This window comes from Glaciimonas sp. CA11.2 (assembly GCF_034314045.1).
Taxonomy (GTDB): Bacteria; Pseudomonadota; Gammaproteobacteria; order Burkholderiales; family Burkholderiaceae_D; genus Glaciimonas.
Genome location: NZ_JAVIWL010000001.1, coordinates 460,701 through 478,104, shown reverse-complemented (window position 1 = coordinate 478,104; position 17,404 = coordinate 460,701). Strand labels below are relative to the sequence as shown.

Annotated in this window: 14 protein-coding genes; 8 read left to right on the top strand and 6 right to left on the bottom strand. The window is 50.0% G+C overall.

What is annotated here, in order from left to right:
- The first annotated feature begins 2 nt into the window (after positions 1–2).
- The 8 genes from xerD (at position 3) to lpdA (ending at position 10,736) form a co-directional block, all read left to right on the top strand.
- Positions 3–929, top strand: a complete 927-nt coding sequence (gene xerD / locus RGU75_RS02020) for a site-specific tyrosine recombinase XerD (protein WP_322240169.1) — start codon at positions 3–5, stop codon at positions 927–929.
- A 180-nt stretch (positions 930–1,109) separates the two neighbouring features.
- Positions 1,110–1,319 carry a hypothetical protein gene (locus RGU75_RS02015; protein ID WP_322232580.1) on the top strand — a complete coding sequence of 70 codons (210 nt, stop codon included), beginning with the start codon at positions 1,110–1,112 and terminating at the stop codon, positions 1,317–1,319.
- 337 nt (positions 1,320–1,656) lie between these two features.
- The gene (locus RGU75_RS02010) at positions 1,657–2,196 is read left to right on the top strand and encodes an aminoacyl-tRNA deacylase (protein ID WP_322232579.1); all 540 of its coding nucleotides are present in this window, start codon (positions 1,657–1,659) and stop codon (positions 2,194–2,196) included.
- Between the two features lie 123 nt (positions 2,197–2,319).
- The gene (gene plsY / locus RGU75_RS02005; protein ID WP_322232578.1) at positions 2,320–2,946 is read left to right on the top strand and encodes a glycerol-3-phosphate 1-O-acyltransferase PlsY; all 627 of its coding nucleotides are present in this window, start codon (positions 2,320–2,322) and stop codon (positions 2,944–2,946) included.
- 409 nt (positions 2,947–3,355) lie between these two features.
- The gene (gene aceE, locus RGU75_RS02000) at positions 3,356–6,052 is read left to right on the top strand and encodes a pyruvate dehydrogenase (acetyl-transferring), homodimeric type (protein WP_322232577.1); all 2,697 of its coding nucleotides are present in this window, start codon (positions 3,356–3,358) and stop codon (positions 6,050–6,052) included.
- A gap of 203 nt (positions 6,053–6,255) precedes the next feature.
- A complete protein-coding gene (aceF, locus tag RGU75_RS01995; protein WP_322232576.1) occupies positions 6,256–7,899 on the top strand; it encodes a dihydrolipoyllysine-residue acetyltransferase in 1,644 nt (547 codons plus the stop codon).
- 198 nt (positions 7,900–8,097) lie between these two features.
- On the top strand, positions 8,098–8,667 hold the full coding sequence (locus RGU75_RS01990; RefSeq protein WP_322232575.1) for an MFS transporter: 570 nt from the start codon (positions 8,098–8,100) through the stop codon (positions 8,665–8,667).
- Positions 8,668–8,924: 257 nt separating this feature from the next.
- Positions 8,925–10,736: a dihydrolipoyl dehydrogenase gene (gene lpdA, locus RGU75_RS01985; protein WP_322232574.1), complete on the top strand. Its 1,812-nt coding sequence runs from the start codon at positions 8,925–8,927 to the stop codon at positions 10,734–10,736.
- A gap of 100 nt (positions 10,737–10,836) precedes the next feature.
- Here lpdA and RGU75_RS01980 read toward each other — a convergent pair whose 3' ends face one another.
- The 6 genes from RGU75_RS01980 to argH form a co-directional block, all read right to left on the bottom strand.
- Positions 10,837–11,550, bottom strand: coding sequence for an ABC transporter ATP-binding protein (locus RGU75_RS01980; RefSeq protein WP_322232573.1), 714 nt, complete (start codon positions 11,548–11,550; stop codon positions 10,837–10,839).
- Entirely contained in the window at positions 11,547–12,308 is a 762-nt protein-coding gene (locus tag RGU75_RS01975) for an ABC transporter ATP-binding protein (RefSeq protein WP_322232572.1), read from the bottom strand. The genes RGU75_RS01980 and RGU75_RS01975 overlap by 4 nt, the downstream gene beginning before the upstream one ends.
- The gene (locus RGU75_RS01970; RefSeq protein WP_416186773.1) at positions 12,308–13,198 is read right to left on the bottom strand and encodes a branched-chain amino acid ABC transporter permease; all 891 of its coding nucleotides are present in this window, start codon (positions 13,196–13,198) and stop codon (positions 12,308–12,310) included. Before RGU75_RS01970 ends, RGU75_RS01975 begins: the two co-directional genes overlap by 1 nt.
- A 3-nt stretch (positions 13,199–13,201) precedes the next feature.
- The gene (locus RGU75_RS01965; protein WP_322232571.1) at positions 13,202–14,083 is read right to left on the bottom strand and encodes a branched-chain amino acid ABC transporter permease; all 882 of its coding nucleotides are present in this window, start codon (positions 14,081–14,083) and stop codon (positions 13,202–13,204) included.
- A gap of 290 nt (positions 14,084–14,373) precedes the next feature.
- Positions 14,374–15,531 carry an ABC transporter substrate-binding protein gene (locus RGU75_RS01960; protein WP_322232570.1) on the bottom strand — a complete coding sequence of 386 codons (1,158 nt, stop codon included), beginning with the start codon at positions 15,529–15,531 and terminating at the stop codon, positions 14,374–14,376.
- Positions 15,532–15,865: 334 nt separating this feature from the next.
- Positions 15,866–17,260 (bottom strand): argininosuccinate lyase, encoded by a 1,395-nt coding sequence (gene argH / locus RGU75_RS01955; protein WP_322232569.1) that lies wholly within the window; start codon positions 17,258–17,260, stop codon positions 15,866–15,868.
- Between the last annotated feature and the right edge of the window lie 144 nt (positions 17,261–17,404).

The window sequence follows — 17,404 nt, the reverse complement described above, 5'->3', positions numbered from 1 at the left end:
GTTTGCCTGTTTTGGTCGATGCCAGGCCGCAACTGAACATTGATAACCAAACCGCTATCGATGAATTTTGCGATACGTTATGGTTAGAGGACGGTTTGGCAAAAAATTCGTTAGAGGCTTATCGTCGCGACATGACCTTGTTTGCCTATTGGTTACAAGCGGAGCGAAAAAAGCCATTGCTCGGTATTGAGGCCAATGACCTTGTTGATTATCTTAAATTTAAATGTGACAGCAAGGCCACCTCATCGAATCGACGCCTGGCGGTTCTTAAACGCTTTTATTTGCTGGCGTTGCGCCAGAATCGCATCGCTGTCGATCCATGCTTGCATTTGCGGTCTGCCAAAGCGCCACCGCGTAATCTGAATAGTTTGTCAGAGTCACAAGTCGAAACGTTGCTGGCGACACCGGACGTCAACACGCCTTTAGGCTTGCGTGACCGCACCATGCTCGAGCTGATGTATGCCAGCGGTTTGCGCGTGTCCGAACTGGTGTTATTGAAATCGATAGAAGTCGGCATGAATGAAGGCGTGCTGCGGATTACTGGCAAAGGCGACAAGACGCGACTGGTACCGTTTGGCGAGGAAGCGCGTAGTTGGATCGTGCGCTATCTGGCGCAAGCGCGATCGGTTATTTTATCGGGGCAAGTGAATGACGCGTTGTTTGTCACTGCGCGGGGCGGTCCCATGACGCGCCAAATGTTTTGGACGCTGATCAAGAAAAATGCGCGCTTGGGGGCGATCAATGCACCTTTATCACCGCATACTTTACGTCATGCGTTTGCCACGCATTTGCTGAATCACGGTGCAGATTTGCGCGTTGTCCAGCTTTTACTAGGGCATGCCGATATTTCAACAACGCAGATTTATACGCATGTTGCCCGCGAGCGGCTGAAAATTTTGCATGCAGAACATCATCCTCGAGGTCGTTAGGGATTTGCTGGTTGCGCCGAGGAAATCCGCGTTGATTGCGCTTCTATATAGCGCCTCTAGAATGAGAGTGAAATGAAGACTGGGCCGAATTCCTTCAAAGGCATTTGTTTCTACTGTATCCTGTGTTCATCATACAAAGTCTATTTAAAGCATTTACAGTATCTACTTAAGGGGGCCAAATTGGCAAAAACGAATTTTCAATACGAAAAGCGTCAAAAAGAGCTTGAAAAGAAAAAGAAAAAAGAAGAAAAGCTGAAACGCAAAGCCGAAAAAGGTTCTGTCGATGAGGTCACAGGTGAAGTAATTGAGGATGATGCGGACGAATCAGAAACATCTACCGATTCATCGAATGGCGCTACACCAGGATCTACGGAAGCGACACCGTCATAAACAAATACTTTGACTCCGGCGTGTTGACGCAACTGCGTTGTTTCATCTGGAGTGATTGAGTGTTGATTGTATGCTGATTAAGTGTAAAGTAACGCTGAGCGCCCATTCACATGTAGTTTTCAGGCGGTTACAGACGCTTAAGGCGTTACTTAAGTACGCGATGATTACGTGAAAAAAGCAACGAGGTAATAAGCTAACGATGACGTTAATCGGTTTGTTTGCAAGGACTCCGGTTCCTTGCGGTGACTGATGATGGTTTTGTTACTACCTCTTTTCAGACGATTCGCATTGCGGAAAATATGGTCGACATAGTCGTATCAATGATTATTCTTAAACGATGGTCCGAGCCTTGCTGGTTCGGGCCATTTTTGCGCTTTTAGTCCTATATGGCAAAAAAGAGCATATTTCGGAGACCCCGGCGACGCAATTCTTGCGTCAGCACGGTCTATCCTTTTCAGAGCATCCCTATTCCTACGAAGAGCATGGCGGGACCGCGACGTCGTCCGTCGCTTTAGGCGTTGAAGAGCATCAAGTGGTGAAGACGCTTGTCATGCAGGACGAAACGGCGCGGCCAATGATTGTCTTGATGCATGGGGATTGTCAGGTTTCAACTAAAAATCTGGCACGGCAGATCGGCTGCAAGTCAGTGGTATCGTGTAAGCCGGAAGTCGCTCAGCGCCATTCCGGTTATATGATCGGCGGTACCTGGCCGTTTGGAGTGCGTAAGGCCATGCCAATTTACATTGAGCAGAGTATTTTATCTTTGCCGGTTATTTATATTAATGGTGGTCGTCGCGGTTTTTTGATTGGTATTACGCCGCAGATCATCGTGGATGTGCTGAAGGCGCAATCGGTGACGTGTGCACTAAAGGGTTAATAGGATTACGCAAATAAGGTGAAGTAACCATGCTGATGCAATCAAGTGTTTTTAGGTTGTTGTCTATATCGGTAAACATCATTTTTGCTTGGCTTTTATACGAATTCACAAGAAAGAAAAAGCATGAATATAGTTTTATTTGTCGTTGCCGCTTATTTGATTGGCTCGGTTTCGTTCGCAGTTGTGGTGAGTAAGTTATTTGGATTGGGCGATCCGCGTACGTACGGATCAAAAAATCCCGGGGCTACTAACGTATTGCGTAGTGGAAATAAAGCGGCGGCAGTGGTGACCCTGCTCGGGGACGGTTTTAAAGGTTGGCTCGCTGTGTGGTTGACACAAAAATTTGGACCACAATATGGCATAGACGACGGGGGAATTGCATTGGTCACGCTGGCCGTGTTTTTGGGCCATTTGTGGCCTATATTCTTTCGGTTTGTTGGTGGCAAGGGCGTAGCGACCATGTTTGGTATCCTGATCGGGATCAATCCATTGCTGGGACTGGGTGCATTGGTGACATGGGCGATTATTGCGTATGCGTTTCGTTACTCGTCGCTGGCAGCGTTGGTCACCTGTTTGTTTGCACCGTTTTTTTATACGTTGATGAAAGGTCCTGATGTCATTTTGTTAGCCATCGTGGTCATGAGCGCATTACTGGTTTATCGGCATGCCAAAAATATCGGTAATTTGTTGGCGGGGAAGGAAAGTCGCATCGGGGCCAAGAAAAGCGATAGTAAGCCAAAGATGAATTAGTTTTTTATACGGTGTTGTTATCGGTTGTTGTTATTTGTTATTTTTATTGTTTTTTTATAACTGCGTTTCTGGTCTGAAATGGTGGAAATGCGCGAGTTTGCTGCATTGCCGCATTGAATTGTTTCTCTTTTTTATCCAAGTTGAACCCTAAGTTAGCAGGATGGCCATCTCACGGTGTGATTGAATGTTTATTTGTCAAGCTTAATTATGCTGCCATGCCGCATAATTTCGCATTGTGAAAACGTGTATCACCATTTGAAAGTGTAAAAAGTCTCTGTTAGAATTCCGGCATCGCCTATATTTACAATTCATAGGTGAGATTTTTTACCGTATTGATGTAAGCCTCACCCTTCCATCCGATGCCAAAAGATATCGGTGCAAAGCGCTTAAATAACTAAGGAGACTCTGTATGTCAGCCCAGCTCGACCAGGTTTTGGCGCAAGCCACCAACGATCCCGATGTCATTGAAACCAAAGAATGGCTAGATGCACTCGAAGCCGTTATTGAAACTGAAGGGCCTGAACGCGCGCACTACCTGATGGAGCGCATGCTTGATCTGGCGCGTCGTCGCGGAGCGCAAATACCTTTTTCCAGCAATACTGCCTACGTCAATACTATTCCGGCTCATCTCGGCGAACATTGTCCGGGGAATCTCGAAATTGAAGAGCGCTTGCGCTCATGGATGCGTTGGAACGCTATGGCGATGGTGGTCAAAGCCAATCGTCTGGACGGCGATCTGGGTGGCCATTTGTCGAGTTTTGCGTCGCTGGCAAACATGTTGGGTATTGGTTTTAACCATTTTTGGCACGCACCTTCCGAAGGCCATGGCGGCGATTTGCTCTACATCCAAGGCCATTCATCGCCTGGTGTGTATGCTCGCGCTTTTCTTGAAGGTCGTCTGACCGAAGAGCAAATGCTGCATTTCCGTCGCGAAGTCGATGGCAAGGGCTTGTCCTCTTATCCGCATCCTAAACTGATGCCGAATTTCTGGCAGTTCCCGACCGTATCAATGGGTCTTGGTCCGCTGATGGCGATCTATCAAGCGCGCTTTTTAAAATATTTGCACGCACGCAGCATTGCAGACACCGCCAATCGCAAAGTATGGGCATTCTGCGGCGATGGTGAAATGGATGAGCCGGAATCGATGGGTGCCATCGGTATGGCCGGTCGTGAGAAGCTCGACAATCTGGTGATCGTCGTCAACTGCAATCTGCAACGTCTGGACGGTCCGGTACGTGGCAACGGCAAGATCATCCAGGAACTGGAATCCGATTTCCGCGGTGCTGGCTGGAACGTCGTCAAAGTTATTTGGGGTGCTGGTTGGGATGATCTGCTGGCACGTGATAAAGAAGGTATCTTGCAGCAAGTCATGATGGATACCGTCGATGGCGAATACCAGAACTACAAAGCCAAAGACGGCGCCTTTGTGCGTAAAAATTTCTTCGGTAAACATCCGAAATTGCTGGAACTTGTCAGCAAAATGTCCGACGACGACATCTGGCATCTAACCCGTGGCGGTCACGATCCGCACAAGATTTATGCTGCGTTTAAAGTTGCGCAAGAGCATAAAGGTCAGCCGACAGTGTTGCTGGTCAAGAGTATTAAGGGTTACGGTTTCGGCAAATCTGGCGAAGCGCGCAACACGGCGCATAACACCAAGAAACTGGACGACGAAGCCATCAAAGCGATGCGCGACCGTTTCCAATTGCCAATCGCCGACGATCAGTTGGCCGATGTGCCATTCTTCAAGCCCGCCGACGACACGCCGGAAATGATTTATCTGCATGAGCGCCGCAAAGCGCTCGGCGGCTTTCTGCCGCAGCGCCGTATGAAAGCCGATGAAGAGTTGATCGTACCGCCGCTGGAAACGTTCAAAGCCGTATTAGAACCGACCGCAGAAGGCCGTGAAATCTCGACGACACAAGCTTATGTGCGGATATTGACAACGCTGCTGCGCGATTCTAGTTTGGGTCAGCGGATCGTCCCGATCATGGTGGATGAATCCCGCACCTTCGGTATGGAAGGTTTGTTCCGCCAAATCGGTATTTTCAGCCAGGTTGGTCAGTTGTATGAACCGGTCGATAAAGATCAGGTGATGTACTACCGTGAAGATAAAGCCGGACAGATTTTGCAAGAAGGCATTAACGAAGCGGGCGGTATGAGTTCGTGGATCGCAGCGGCGACTTCTTACTCGACCAACAATCGCGTCATGATTCCGTTCTACACCTACTATTCGATGTTTGGTTTCCAGCGTATCGGCGATCTGGCATGGGCGGCAGGCGATATGCGTGCCCGTGGTTTCCTTATCGGCGGTACTGCTGGGCGTACCACCTTGAACGGCGAAGGCTTGCAACATGAAGATGGACATAGTCATGTGATTGCTTCGACGATTCCAAACTGCGTGCCTTACGATCCTACTTTCTCGCATGAAGTTGCGGTCATCATGCACGACGGTTTGCGTCGCATGGTCACCAATCAGGAAGATGTGTTTTATTACCTGACGTTGATGAATGAAAACTATAGCCATCCTGGTTTGAAGCCAGGTAGTGAAGAGGGCATCATCAAAGGTTTGTATCTGCTCCAGGAAGGCGGCAAGAAAAACAAGCAGCGCGTTCAATTGATGGGTTCGGGCACCATTCTGCGCGAAGTCATCGAAGGTGCTGCCTTGCTGCAACAAGACTGGGGCATTGATGCCGATGTCTGGTCAGCGCCGTCGTTCACCCTGTTGGCGCGTGATGGTCAGGATGTTGAGCGTTGGAATATGTTGCATCCGACTGATACACCACGTGTAGCGCACATCACTGCGTGCCTGCAAGATACCAGCGGCCCGATCATTGTTTCTACAGACTATATGCGCACTTATGCTGAGCAAGTGCGGGCGTTTGTTCCAAACGGTCGTACTTACAAGGTTTTGGGTACTGATGGTTTTGGTCGTTCCGACACCCGCGCCAAGTTGCGTGAGTTCTTCGAAGTAAATCGCTATTTTGTCGTGATTTCTGCTTTGAAGGCGTTGGCTGATGAAGGCAAGATTAAACCAGCAGTTGTCGCTGAAGCCATTACCAAGTATGGTATTAATCCAGAAAAGCTTAATCCGGTCACACAATAAGCACTTCCGTTGTGCCTGCGGGCGATAACGTCATAGCAAGGTCCCGGTGGCACGCATGCAACCCCCTTGACCTTGCTAAGAGTTGTCTTTTGCAGGCGCTCTGGAAATACCAGACAAACTAAAACACCTTGCATGCATCGTAGTCGTCACCCTTTGTGAATGGCGATGCGATGCGTAGCGAGTAGAACGAATGGAGCTAAGCGATGAGTATGGTGGAAATTAAAGTCCCTGATATTGGCGACGTCAAAGACGTTGAGGTCATTGAGGTGATGGTAAAGGTCGGCGATACAATCAAGGTCGACCAGTCGCTTGCGACTCTGGAAACCGATAAAGCCAGTATGGAAATTCCGTCCACGCAGGCGGGAGTAGTAAAAGAATTGAAAATCAAGGTGGGTGATAAGGTCAGTGAAGGCACGCTGATTTTGATATTGGAAGCTGAAGGTGCTGGCGCAGCACCGGCTCCAGCCGCGCCCGCATCGGCTGCCGCAGCATCGGCTGCCGCAGCACCGGCTGCCGCTGCTCCAGCCGCAAGCGCTGCGCCCGCCGGATTGGTAGAGGTCAACGTGCCGGACATCGGCGATGTGAAAGACGTTGAAGTCATTGAAGTAATGGTTAAGGTCGGCGATACGATCACGATCGATCAGTCTTTGGCGACGCTGGAAACCGACAAAGCAAGCATGGAGATTCCTTCGACTCAGGCTGGCGTCGTTAAGGAAGTCAAAATAAAGGTCGGCGACAAAGTTAGCCAAGGCACGTTGATTCTGGTGGTGGAAACCGCTGGCGGGACGGCTCCTGCGGTATCTGCGCCAGCGAGTGTACCGGCCGCTACGGCCGCACCAGCGGCGACAGTCGCATTTGCGCCCGCGCCAACCCCAGTCGCTGCCGCTCCAGTAGCGGCAAATGGCGTATTGCCACATGCATCTCCATCAGTACGTAAATTTGCACGTGAACTCGGTGTAGATTTGAGCCGCGTGAATGGTACTGGTCCGAAGGCACGTATTGTGCAAGAAGACGTGCAGAACTACGTCAAGGGCGTTGTTGCTAACGCTGTTGCCAATCCGGGCGGCGCATCAGGCGCAGCCGGCAAAGGCATGGGCGTCGGACTCGATTTGTTGCCATGGCCATCGCTTGACTTCGCCAAATTCGGCACCACCGAATTATTGCCGTTGTCGCGTATCAAGAAAATCAGTGGTCCAAATCTGCACCGCAACTGGGTCATGATTCCGCATGTGACACAATTCGACGAAGCCGATGTGACGGATTTGGAAGAGTTCCGCAAAGACGCTAACGCGGCTTACGCGAAATCGAAGTCGACCGTTAAATTGACCATGTTGGCGTTTGTGATCAAGGCCAGCATCGCGGCTCTGAAGAAATTTCCAGCTTTCAATGCATCGTTGGATGCCGCCGGTGAAAATCTGATTCTGAAACAATATTACAACATCGGTTTTGCCGCTGACACGCCGAATGGTCTGGTTGTGCCGGTTATCAAAAATGCCGATCAAAAAGGTATCGCACAAATCGCGCAGGAAATGGGCGATCTGTCGGCGCTGGCCCGTGATGGCAAATTAAAAGGCCCCGATATGCAAGGTGCCAGCTTCACCATCTCTTCATTGGGTGGTATCGGCGGCACAGCATTTACGCCGATCATCAACGCCCCTGAAGTGGCGATTCTTGGTCTATCCAAGGCGGCCATCAAGCCGGTCTGGGATGGTAAACAATTTGTGCCGCGTCTGATGATGCCTATGTCGCTGTCTTACGATCATCGTGTCGTTGACGGTGCGATGGGTGCACGGTTTAGCGTGTATCTAGGCGAAGTGTTGGCAGATATGCGTAAAACATTGCTGTAAAGTGCAGTCGAATTTTGGCGCATTGAAGGTATGTTTCAGGCATTTACTGTGCTGGGATTGGGGTTTTTTAGGACGATGTAAAAGCGGGGTGAGGAGCGGAGACGTTTCCTCATCGTCCGGTCACCTGCGGTCTAATAGTGCGGGCTGGTATTTGTTACTAAACGTTCATCCTGCGCGTTGATATGTCGGAGAATAGTCATGACTACCTGTGTTGTGGTTAAAAAAAATAACCAGATCGCGATTGCGTCGGATTCGCTCGTTACCTTCGGCGATACCCGCTTGTCACATGCCTATGAAGCCAACAATAAGATTTTTCAGGTCGGCAGTTCCTTTATCACTTTGGCCGGTACTGCGGCCCATTTTCCAGTGATGCGAAAGCTGATGCTAGGGATGGGCGACGGATGCAAGCTGGATACCAGAGAAGATATTTTTGAAACGTTTTCCAGCATCCATACGATTCTTAAAGATCAGTATTTTTTAAATACCAAAGAAGACGACGACGATCCGTATGAGTCATCGCAAATCACCGCGCTGGTCGCTAATCCTCATGGGATTTTCGGCATCTATTCGTATCGTGAAGTGTTTAGTTTTGAACGTTTCTGGGGTATCGGCAGCGGGCGAAATTTTGCGCTCGGCGGAATGTATGCAGTCTATGATCAGGATCTCAGCGCTCACCAAATTGCCGAGATTGGCGTACAGGCTGGCGTTGAGTTCGATAAAAGTTCAGCCGCTCCGTTGAGAATTCATAGTTTTTTGATGATGCCATAGCGGTCTTGAAAAAGCTTCTACGGCGTGTCTTTTAAAAAATGCAAGATGCTGGATCAATATGCGGGACTCAAGAAAAATGGGCGGATAAATGATGTTTGTTATCCGCTGAGGCCGCCCGATGATGTCACGAAAATAGCATAAGGCGTCACGTTGCGGGTTATGGCAACGGACCAATAGTAGCGAACATGCTCGGCTATAAAAGCAGCGGAGCGACACCACCCAATCCCTATGTGGGAAGATAAAACGGAGCAAACCCTATGAGTATGGTCGAAGTCAAGGTCCCGGATATCGGCGACTTCAAGGAAGTCGAAATCATTGAATTATTGGTCAAAGTCGGCGACACCGTTAAAGTTGATCAGTCGCTGATTACGGTTGAGTCGGACAAGGCCAGTATGGAAATTCCATCGAGCCACGCCGGTGTCGTCAAGGAGATCAAAGTTAAGGTCGGCGAAAAAATTGCCGAAGGTTCGGTCATTTTGAGCGTAGAAGCAAGTGGCGCAGGTGCTGAACCAGCCTCGGCTGCATCTGCTGCAGCGCCGGCTGCCGCAGCGCCGGCTGCCGCAGCAACGGCTGCCACAGCAACGGCTGCCACAGCATCTCCTACTAATGCGCCTGCGGCTGCTAGCTTCTCCGGTAATGCTGATATTGCATGCGATACCGTGGTGTTGGGTGCTGGGCCTGGTGGTTATACAGCAGCTTTTCGCGCTGCCGATCTTGGTCAAAAAGTCGTGCTGATTGAGCGCTATGCTGATCTTGGCGGTGTTTGCCTGAACGTCGGTTGTATTCCGTCAAAGGCTTTGCTGCATGCTGCCAAGGTGATTACTGAAGCAGAAGAAATGGCGCATTTTGGCGTCAAGATGTCAGCTCCTGAGATCGATATCGATGCATTGCGCGGCTGGAAAGAAAGTATCATTAAAAAACTGACGGGCGGTCTTAGCGGTTTGTCCAAAGCACGCAAAGTCCAGGTTGTTACGGGTAAGGGCGAGTTCAGTTCAGCCAATACCATCGTTGTGCAAACGGCGGAAGGTCCAAAAGTTGTCGCATTTAAAAGTGCAATCATTGCAGCGGGATCATCGGTTGCCAAAATTCCTGGTTTTCCTTACGATGATCCACGACTGATCGACTCGACCGGTGCGCTTCAACTAAGTCAAATTCCGAAGACATTGCTGGTCATTGGTGGCGGTATTATCGGGTTGGAAATGGCCTGTGTATACGATGCGCTAGGTTCCAAAGTGACGGTCGTTGAGTTTGCTGACGGTTTGATTCCTGCCGCTGATCGCGACCTCGTGAAACCGTTGCAAAAGCGTATCGAAAAACGCTATGAAGCGATTTACCTAAAAACCAAAGTCACCAAACTGGAAGCGTTGCCAGAAGGTTTACGCGCTACGTTTGAAGGCGCTGACGGCAACGCCAGCGCGCCACCTGAGCCACAATTGTTTGACATGGTGCTGGTGGCAGTCGGCCGTCGTCCTAACGGCAGAGAAATTGCCGCCGAAAAAGCGGGCGTTATTGTCACTGACCGTGGTTATATTCCTGCAGACAAGCAACAACGTACCAACGTTGCCCATATCTTTGCAATCGGCGATGTGTGTGGCGAACCTATGCTGGCACATAAAGCGACCAACGAAGCGAAAGTGGCGGCCGAAGTCATTGGCGGCCATAAAGTCGCATTTGACGCTATGACAATTCCATCGGTCGCCTACACCGATCCAGAAATTGCATGGATGGGGTTGACGGAAACAGAGGCCAAAGCCAAAGGCATTCCGTTCGAAAAAGCCAATTTCCCATGGGCAGCAAGCGGCCGCGCATTGGCGATGGGGCGTGATGATGGGATGACTAAATTGTTATGGGACCCAAAAACGAAACGCATTATTGGCGCCGGGATTGTTGGCGTGAATGCTGGTGAATTATTGGCCGAGACGGTGCTGGCAATGGAAATGGGAGCCGATCTGGAAGATCTGGCACTGACGATTCATGCGCATCCGACTTTATCTGAGACGCCGATGTTTGCTGCTGAGATGGGTCTGGGTACGATTACGGATTTGTTTATTCCGCCAAAGAAGAAGTAATTAGCTGGTTTGGTTGAGTTTGGTTGAACATGGCGTGACATCTTATCGAAGGATAAGGTGTCACGTTTTGCATTGGGCGAGCGGTTTTGGTCATTGACGGTCAGCCGCCTAAATACGCTTCTAGTACCTTCGGGTTGTTCAGCAAGTTGACGCCGCTATCGGCCAATACAATCTGTCCGGTTTCCAGCACGTAACCACGTTGCGCAATGCGTAGCGCTTGCCGCACGTTTTGTTCCACCAACAGGATGGTGAGGCCGGTGCGGTTGATTTCCTTAACGATGCGGAAAATTTCTTGAATCATCAGCGGTGCTAGTCCCATCGATGGTTCGTCCAGTAGCAGCACGCGGGGCTTTGCCATCAATGCGCGGCCAATGGCCAGCATTTGCTGTTCACCGCCGGAGAGATTGCCAGCGAGACCTTCTTTGCGTTTTTGCAGGACAGGGAATAGGGAATAAATCCATTCCAGATCTGTCGCAACCTGCGTCTTGTCGTTGCGGGTGTAGGCACCTAAAGCCAAGTTTTCTGCGATGGTGAGCGTGGTTAAAATGGCGCGGCCTTCTGCCACTTGCACCACGCCACTTTGGACGATCTTGTGAGGAGATAGTCGAGTAAGGTCGCGGTCTTCCAGTAATACCTGTCCCCGCGTTGGTTTTAACAAGCCCGATATCGCTAATAGGGCAGTGCTTTTTCCAGCGCCGTTTGCACCGACCAGGGCCGTAATCTCACCCTCATTGAGGGTGAGATTAATCCCTTTTACAGCTTCGATATGACCGTAAGAAACCGCCAGGTCCCGAACACTTAAGATTGGCTTCATTCTGCTTCTTCCTTGCCCAGATAAGCCTCAATGACTTCCTGGTTATTCTTGATCTGATCCGGTGTGCCTTCGGCGATGATGCGGCCGAAATTGAGAACCGCTATTCGGTCGCACAAGCCCATCACAAAACGCATGTCATGCTCGATCATGAAGATACTGAAACCGCGTTCCTTGATGTTCAGAATCTCTCGCATCAGTTCCGTTTTTTCGGAGGGATTCATGCCAGCGACCGGTTCATCAAGCAATAATAATTTTGGCTTGGTGGCGAGCGCACGGGCGAATTCCAGCTTGCGTTGCTCGCCGTATGACAAGCTATCTGCCAGCAATTGCGCTTTGTGATCGAGGCGCACCCAAGACAATAATTCCAGCGCTCTTTCACGTGCTTTTGCTTCAGTTTTGCGATAGCCAGGCAGATTTAATAGCAAACCGGCGAAGCCGTAATCCATATGATCATGCATGCCGACGACGACGTTTTCCAGCAGCGTCATTTCCTTGAACACGCGGATATTCTGAAAGGTGCGGGCGATGCCCCGTTCAGTGATTTTATGCGGTGCTACTTTACCGATATCCTGACCATCAAATGCGATGTCACCACCGGAAGCACGCAATAGACCGGTGATTAAATTGAAAACGGTGGTTTTTCCTGCGCCATTGGGGCCAATTAAACCGAAAATGCCGCCTTGCGGAACGTTCAAATTAACGTCTTGTAAAACTTGCAAACCGCCAAAGTTTTTGCTGATATTGTTGAGTTGAAGCATCAGCTCACCTTTCCTGTCGGCTGGGTTTTTTTATCCGGTTTAGAGAATAAGTGACGCATCCGGCGTGGATCCCAAATGCCTTTTGGTAGATACAAAATCACCAACACTAGAATGACGCCATTGGCCGCTAATCGGAAGTCCTTAAAGTGGCGCAGAACTTCCGGCAACAAGGTCAATAATGTTGCGCCGATAGTCGGGCCGATCAGACTGCTAGTGCCACCGAAAACTGCCATTGTGAGGATGTCGACGGCATTTTCAAAAGCATAATTTCCCGGTCCGATCGTAAAGGTGTAATGCGCGTTCAGGGCACCCGCCACACCGGCGATGGTCGCGCCGATGACAAACGCAAGCAACTTGTATCCAGCCACATTGACGCCCATCAGACGGGCTGCGATTTCATCTTCTTTAATCGCTTCAAACGCTCGGCCGATCTTAGAGCGTCTGATGCGCGCCAGCACGTACAAAGTAATCCCGAGCAGCAATACGATATGCCACCATTCAGTGGTTGGCGGAATGCCGTTGAGCCCCATCGGACCGCCGGTGATATTCATATTTAACACGACGACTCGCACCACTTCGCCGAAGCCGAGAGTCGCCATCGCCAGATAAACGCCAGATAAGCGCAGAGTCGGGATGCCAATAATGAGTGCTACCAACGCTGGTAATGCGCCGCCGACGGCAAGCGCTACCGGAAATGGTAGTCCGGTGTTCATGCTGATCAGGGCCGCAGAATACGCGCCGATGCCCATGAACGCGGCGTTCGCCAGCGATAGTAATCCGCATGACAGCGTGACGTAAATTGATAAGGCCAACATCGCGTTGACGCCGATGCTGAAGACGACGGTGTTATAGGTTGCCCAAAATCCGTCCCACCATTCCATGAATCCCATCTGTTACGCCTTTCTTTCCAACACTTTGCCAAACATGCCTGACGGCCTGACGAGCAAGATCAAAAACAGTAAACCAAATCCGACTGCATCGCGGAAATCGCTTGATAAGTACGCTACCGTCAACACTTCTGCAAATCCGAGAAACAGGCCAGCGATCATTGCGCCGCGAATATCACCCATGCCACCCAAAATGATGACGGCGATGCCTTTGTGTAGCATCGGTTGGCCCATGAATGGTGTAATCGCATTGAACGATAAGCCGACCAATACGCCTGCCGCGCCACCCAGCGCCGCTGCCGCGAATGAGGTCAGATAGAACAAACCTTCGACATTGATGCCGAGCAAATAGGCGGCCTTTGGCGATTCGGCAATCGCACGCAATGCGCGTCCCAACTGAGTGCGACGCATGACGCCCAGTAAAACCAGCATCAACACAAACGAAACAACGACGATACCAATTTGCACCGCAGTGACATGCACGCTACCGAAGGTAAAACTGTCTTCGGGGATAATCCCCATTGGGAAGCGCTTATTTTCGGCGCCGAATAAGCCTTGCGCCAGATTGGTCAGAATAATGGCGACGCCAATCGTCGCAATCATGGGCGCTAAATGGGGTGCATTACGTTTGCGCAGTGGTCGCAGCACGATATAGTCGACGATCAGGCCGATCAGGCCCGAAGCCAGCATCGCCAATAACATTGCCAGCCATAGCGGTAGCGCGAGCTGTTCGACCAGCATTAACGCGACATAGCTACCCAACATAAAAATCGCGCCATGCGACAAATTGATGACACCGAGCACGCCAAAGACCAGCGTGAAACCGAGCGCAAACAGCGCATAGACACTGCCGAGTGACAGGGCGTTAATAAGTTGTTGTTCAAGCATAGGGGAAACTCTTTATAAACCGGACAGCCAAAAAACCAAAATTAATGCAAAGTAAAATGGAAATCTAAAATCTAAAATCTAAAATCTAAAATCTAAAATCTAAAGCGAAAGGCACGCCGATGCTTTATCGGTGTGCCCTGTCGTTAATTCAATTGATTGGTATTGCTTCGATATTGCGGTGATTCTTTGAGACCCAATTCTATTTCCTGTTGCTATGGCAAAACCGGATAAATCTTCATCAGACCTTCATGTCAATCTGATCGCTGCCACACCGGTTCTGCAATAACGGATCACTTCATTAGGACGAATTTTCCACCTTCAGCAATATTCACAATTGCTTCCTGTTGCGCGTCATAGCCGACAGCTTTGCCACCGGCTTCCGGTGCTTTGCGGAACGCAAAGTTGCCGGTTGCGCCTGCGATCTTGACCGCTGGCAGCGCATCACGCAAAGCGATGCGGTCCGCTGGCAGTGCGCCAGTCAATTTGACATTTTTTAGTGCCGCCGCGACGATATACAGCGCATCGTAAGCTTGTGCCGCAAATTGATCCGGCTCAGTACCAAATTTAGCTTTGTACGCGGCCATGAATGCTTTGTTGGCTGGCGTCATATTTTCTGCCGACCACGGACTACCCATAATAGTGCCGTCGCCTGCACCCTTGGCAATTTCAAAAAGCTTTGGAGAGTTCAACCCATTGCCGCCGATGAACGGTTGCTTCATGCCGAGTGTACGGGTTTGCAAGATGATATTGGCGGCTTCTTCAGTCAGGCAAGAGCAAACAATAGCGTCGGGATTCGATGCTTTGATTTTGGTTAATTGCGCTTTGAAGTCAACGTCGCCTTTGGCATACGATTCAGTCGTCGTGACAGGAATTTTTTGCTCGGCCAGGGTTGCTTTGAAAACGTCGTAACCACTTTTGGTGAATGCGTCGTCGTTGCCATAAATGACTGCCACTTTTTTGATGCCGAAATGCTTGACCGCGGCGCGTGTTGTCACTGGCAATACGTCGGCTTCCATGACTGAGTTACGAAATGTGAAAGGGCCCATTGCCGTGATGCCATCTGCGGTATTGCTGGTACCGAAGGCGACGACCTTTGCAGCATTGGCGATCGGATCAGCAGCGAAAGCCGAGTTGGACAGAGTTGGGCCGAATACCAGCAACGCCTTGTCTTGGAAAATCAGTTTTTTGAACGCGTTGATAGCGTCTTCTTTTTTGCCTTGCTCATCTTCTATGACCAATAGCAGTTTATTGCCGTTAACGCCGCCCTTGGCATTGACTTCTTCTGTAGCCAGCGTGAAACCGTTTCTGATGGCGACGCCATATTTTGCTGCCGGACCTGTTAATGCAGCAGCCAAACCAAGTTTGACTTCAGCGGCTAGTGCAGATTGTGCCAATGTCGCGCCGAGTACCAGCACGGTCAGTGTTTTTAAAAAAGTATTCAGTTTCATAGGTGAACTCTCCGGGGTTAATTTTTGTAGCGATGACACGCAAACAATGTAATGGCTGTTATGGACGTATTTGACGCCAATCACGTGTTTGGCCATGCATTCATTCAGTTGGCGCTTAATTAACGGAATAGAATAGCAAATTGGCGATTTTGGTGATTCGGTCTAGCCATTCAGTCACGATTATTGTTGTTTGGCATTGCTAGTATTTTTTTAATGTGTATCTAATGTTGTTTAGCCAACGTCTCATTTTGTATTTTTACTCATTCGTTAAGTTGATACGCGTAAATTGGGCGTATCAACTGTGCAAGAAGTATAAAGGACTTTACGGCAGGTTTTAGCCCAATTGCTCACGCAAATGCGCAATTGCTAAACGTACCTGGCGAGGTGCTGTGCCGCCGATATGATCCCGTGCTGCGACTGATCCTTCTAGCGTCAACACATCAAACACGTCCGCTTGAATCAAGCTGGAGAATGCTTGTAGTTGCTCTAATGACATGTCGCTCAAATCGTATCCCTGATCGACGCAATGGCGTACCGTCAAGGCGACCGCTTCGTGTGCATCGCGGAACGGCAGGCCCTTTTTGACCAGGTAATCGGCCAAATCCGTTGCTGTGGCATAACCTTGCAACGCAGCGGCACGCATCGCATCGGGCTTGACGGTGATGCCGCCGGCCATATCAGCGAAGATGCGCAGCGTATCTGTCAGGGTATCGACGGTATCGAACAATGGTTCTTTATCTTCCTGATTATCCTTGTTATAGGCCAGCGGCTGGCCTTTCATCAAAGTCAATAGAGCGATCAGATGTCCATTTACGCGACCGGTTTTGCCGCGGGCCAGTTCTGGAACGTCCGGATTTTTCTTTTGCGGCATGATCGACGAACCAGTACAAAATCGGTCAGCAATATCGATAAAGCCGACTCTTGGGCTCATCCAGATGACCAATTCTTCTGACATGCGCGAGATGTGCGTCATCACCAGCGCAGCAGCAGCGCAAAATTCAATGGCGAAATCACGGTCCGAGACCGCATCCAGAGAGTTGCGGCACACGTCGTCAAAGCCTAGCGTTGCGGCCACACGATGACGGTCAATCGGGAAAGTAGTGCCAGCGAGCGCCGCTGCGCCAAGCGGTAACCGATTAACACGTTTGCGGCAGTCTTGCATACGCTCAGTGTCGCGACCAAACATTTCTACATAAGCCAGAACGTGGTGGCCGAAAGTAATCGGTTGCGCGACCTGCATGTGGGTAAAGCCCGGCAAAATGGTATCGGCATGTTGTTCTGCCAATGTCAGCAATGCCAGGCGCAAATCACGCAACAAACCACAGATATCATCGATAGCGCCGCGCAAATAGAGGCGAATATCGGTGGCGACCTGATCGTTGCGGGAGCGTCCGGTGTGCAAGCGCTTGCCCGCGTCGCCGACCAGTTCGGTCAGTCGCTTTTCAATATTCAAATGGACATCTTCAAGGTCGAGCAGCCATTCAAACTTGCCGGCAGCTATTTCCTCTTGAATTTGTGTCATGCCCTTTTGAATCGCGGCATAATCATCGGCAGTGATAATTTTTTGGTGTGCCAGCATATCGGCATGGGCTAAAGAGCCTTGAATGTCGACTTCTGCCAGACGCTTATCGAAAAATACCGAGGCGGTGTAACGTTTGACCAGGTCGGAAACCGGTTCGGAAAAGCGCGCTGACCAGGCTTCGGCCTTCTTGGAGAATTGTTCTGTCATGGTATCGGGTAAATTCGGTAAGAAATAATAGGTATAAATCGCGTACAAAACTGGTTAATAAGTGGCTAATGCGTGGCCATTGCGTGAAGCTTACGACTTTAACGACTTTAATTAGTGCACGATTATAAAACAAGCCTGCATTTT

Coding starts and splice junctions, on each gene's coding strand:
- RGU75_RS02010 (WP_322232579.1), top strand. CDS start 1,657: ATGGTCCGAGCCTTGCTGGTTCGGGCCATTTTTGCGCTTTTAGTCCTA.
- plsY (WP_322232578.1), top strand. CDS start 2,320: ATGAATATAGTTTTATTTGTCGTTGCCGCTTATTTGATTGGCTCGGTT.
- aceE (WP_322232577.1), top strand. CDS start 3,356: ATGTCAGCCCAGCTCGACCAGGTTTTGGCGCAAGCCACCAACGATCCC.
- aceF (WP_322232576.1), top strand. CDS start 6,256: ATGAGTATGGTGGAAATTAAAGTCCCTGATATTGGCGACGTCAAAGAC.
- RGU75_RS01990 (WP_322232575.1), top strand. CDS start 8,098: ATGACTACCTGTGTTGTGGTTAAAAAAAATAACCAGATCGCGATTGCG.
- lpdA (WP_322232574.1), top strand. CDS start 8,925: ATGAGTATGGTCGAAGTCAAGGTCCCGGATATCGGCGACTTCAAGGAA.
- RGU75_RS01980 (WP_322232573.1), bottom strand. CDS start 11,550: ATGAAGCCAATCTTAAGTGTTCGGGACCTGGCGGTTTCTTACGGTCAT.
- RGU75_RS01975 (WP_322232572.1), bottom strand. CDS start 12,308: ATGCTTCAACTCAACAATATCAGCAAAAACTTTGGCGGTTTGCAAGTT.
- RGU75_RS01970 (WP_416186773.1), bottom strand. CDS start 13,198: ATGGGATTCATGGAATGGTGGGACGGATTTTGGGCAACCTATAACACC.
- RGU75_RS01965 (WP_322232571.1), bottom strand. CDS start 14,083: ATGCTTGAACAACAACTTATTAACGCCCTGTCACTCGGCAGTGTCTAT.
- RGU75_RS01960 (WP_322232570.1), bottom strand. CDS start 15,531: ATGAAACTGAATACTTTTTTAAAAACACTGACCGTGCTGGTACTCGGC.
- argH (WP_322232569.1), bottom strand. CDS start 17,260: ATGACAGAACAATTCTCCAAGAAGGCCGAAGCCTGGTCAGCGCGCTTT.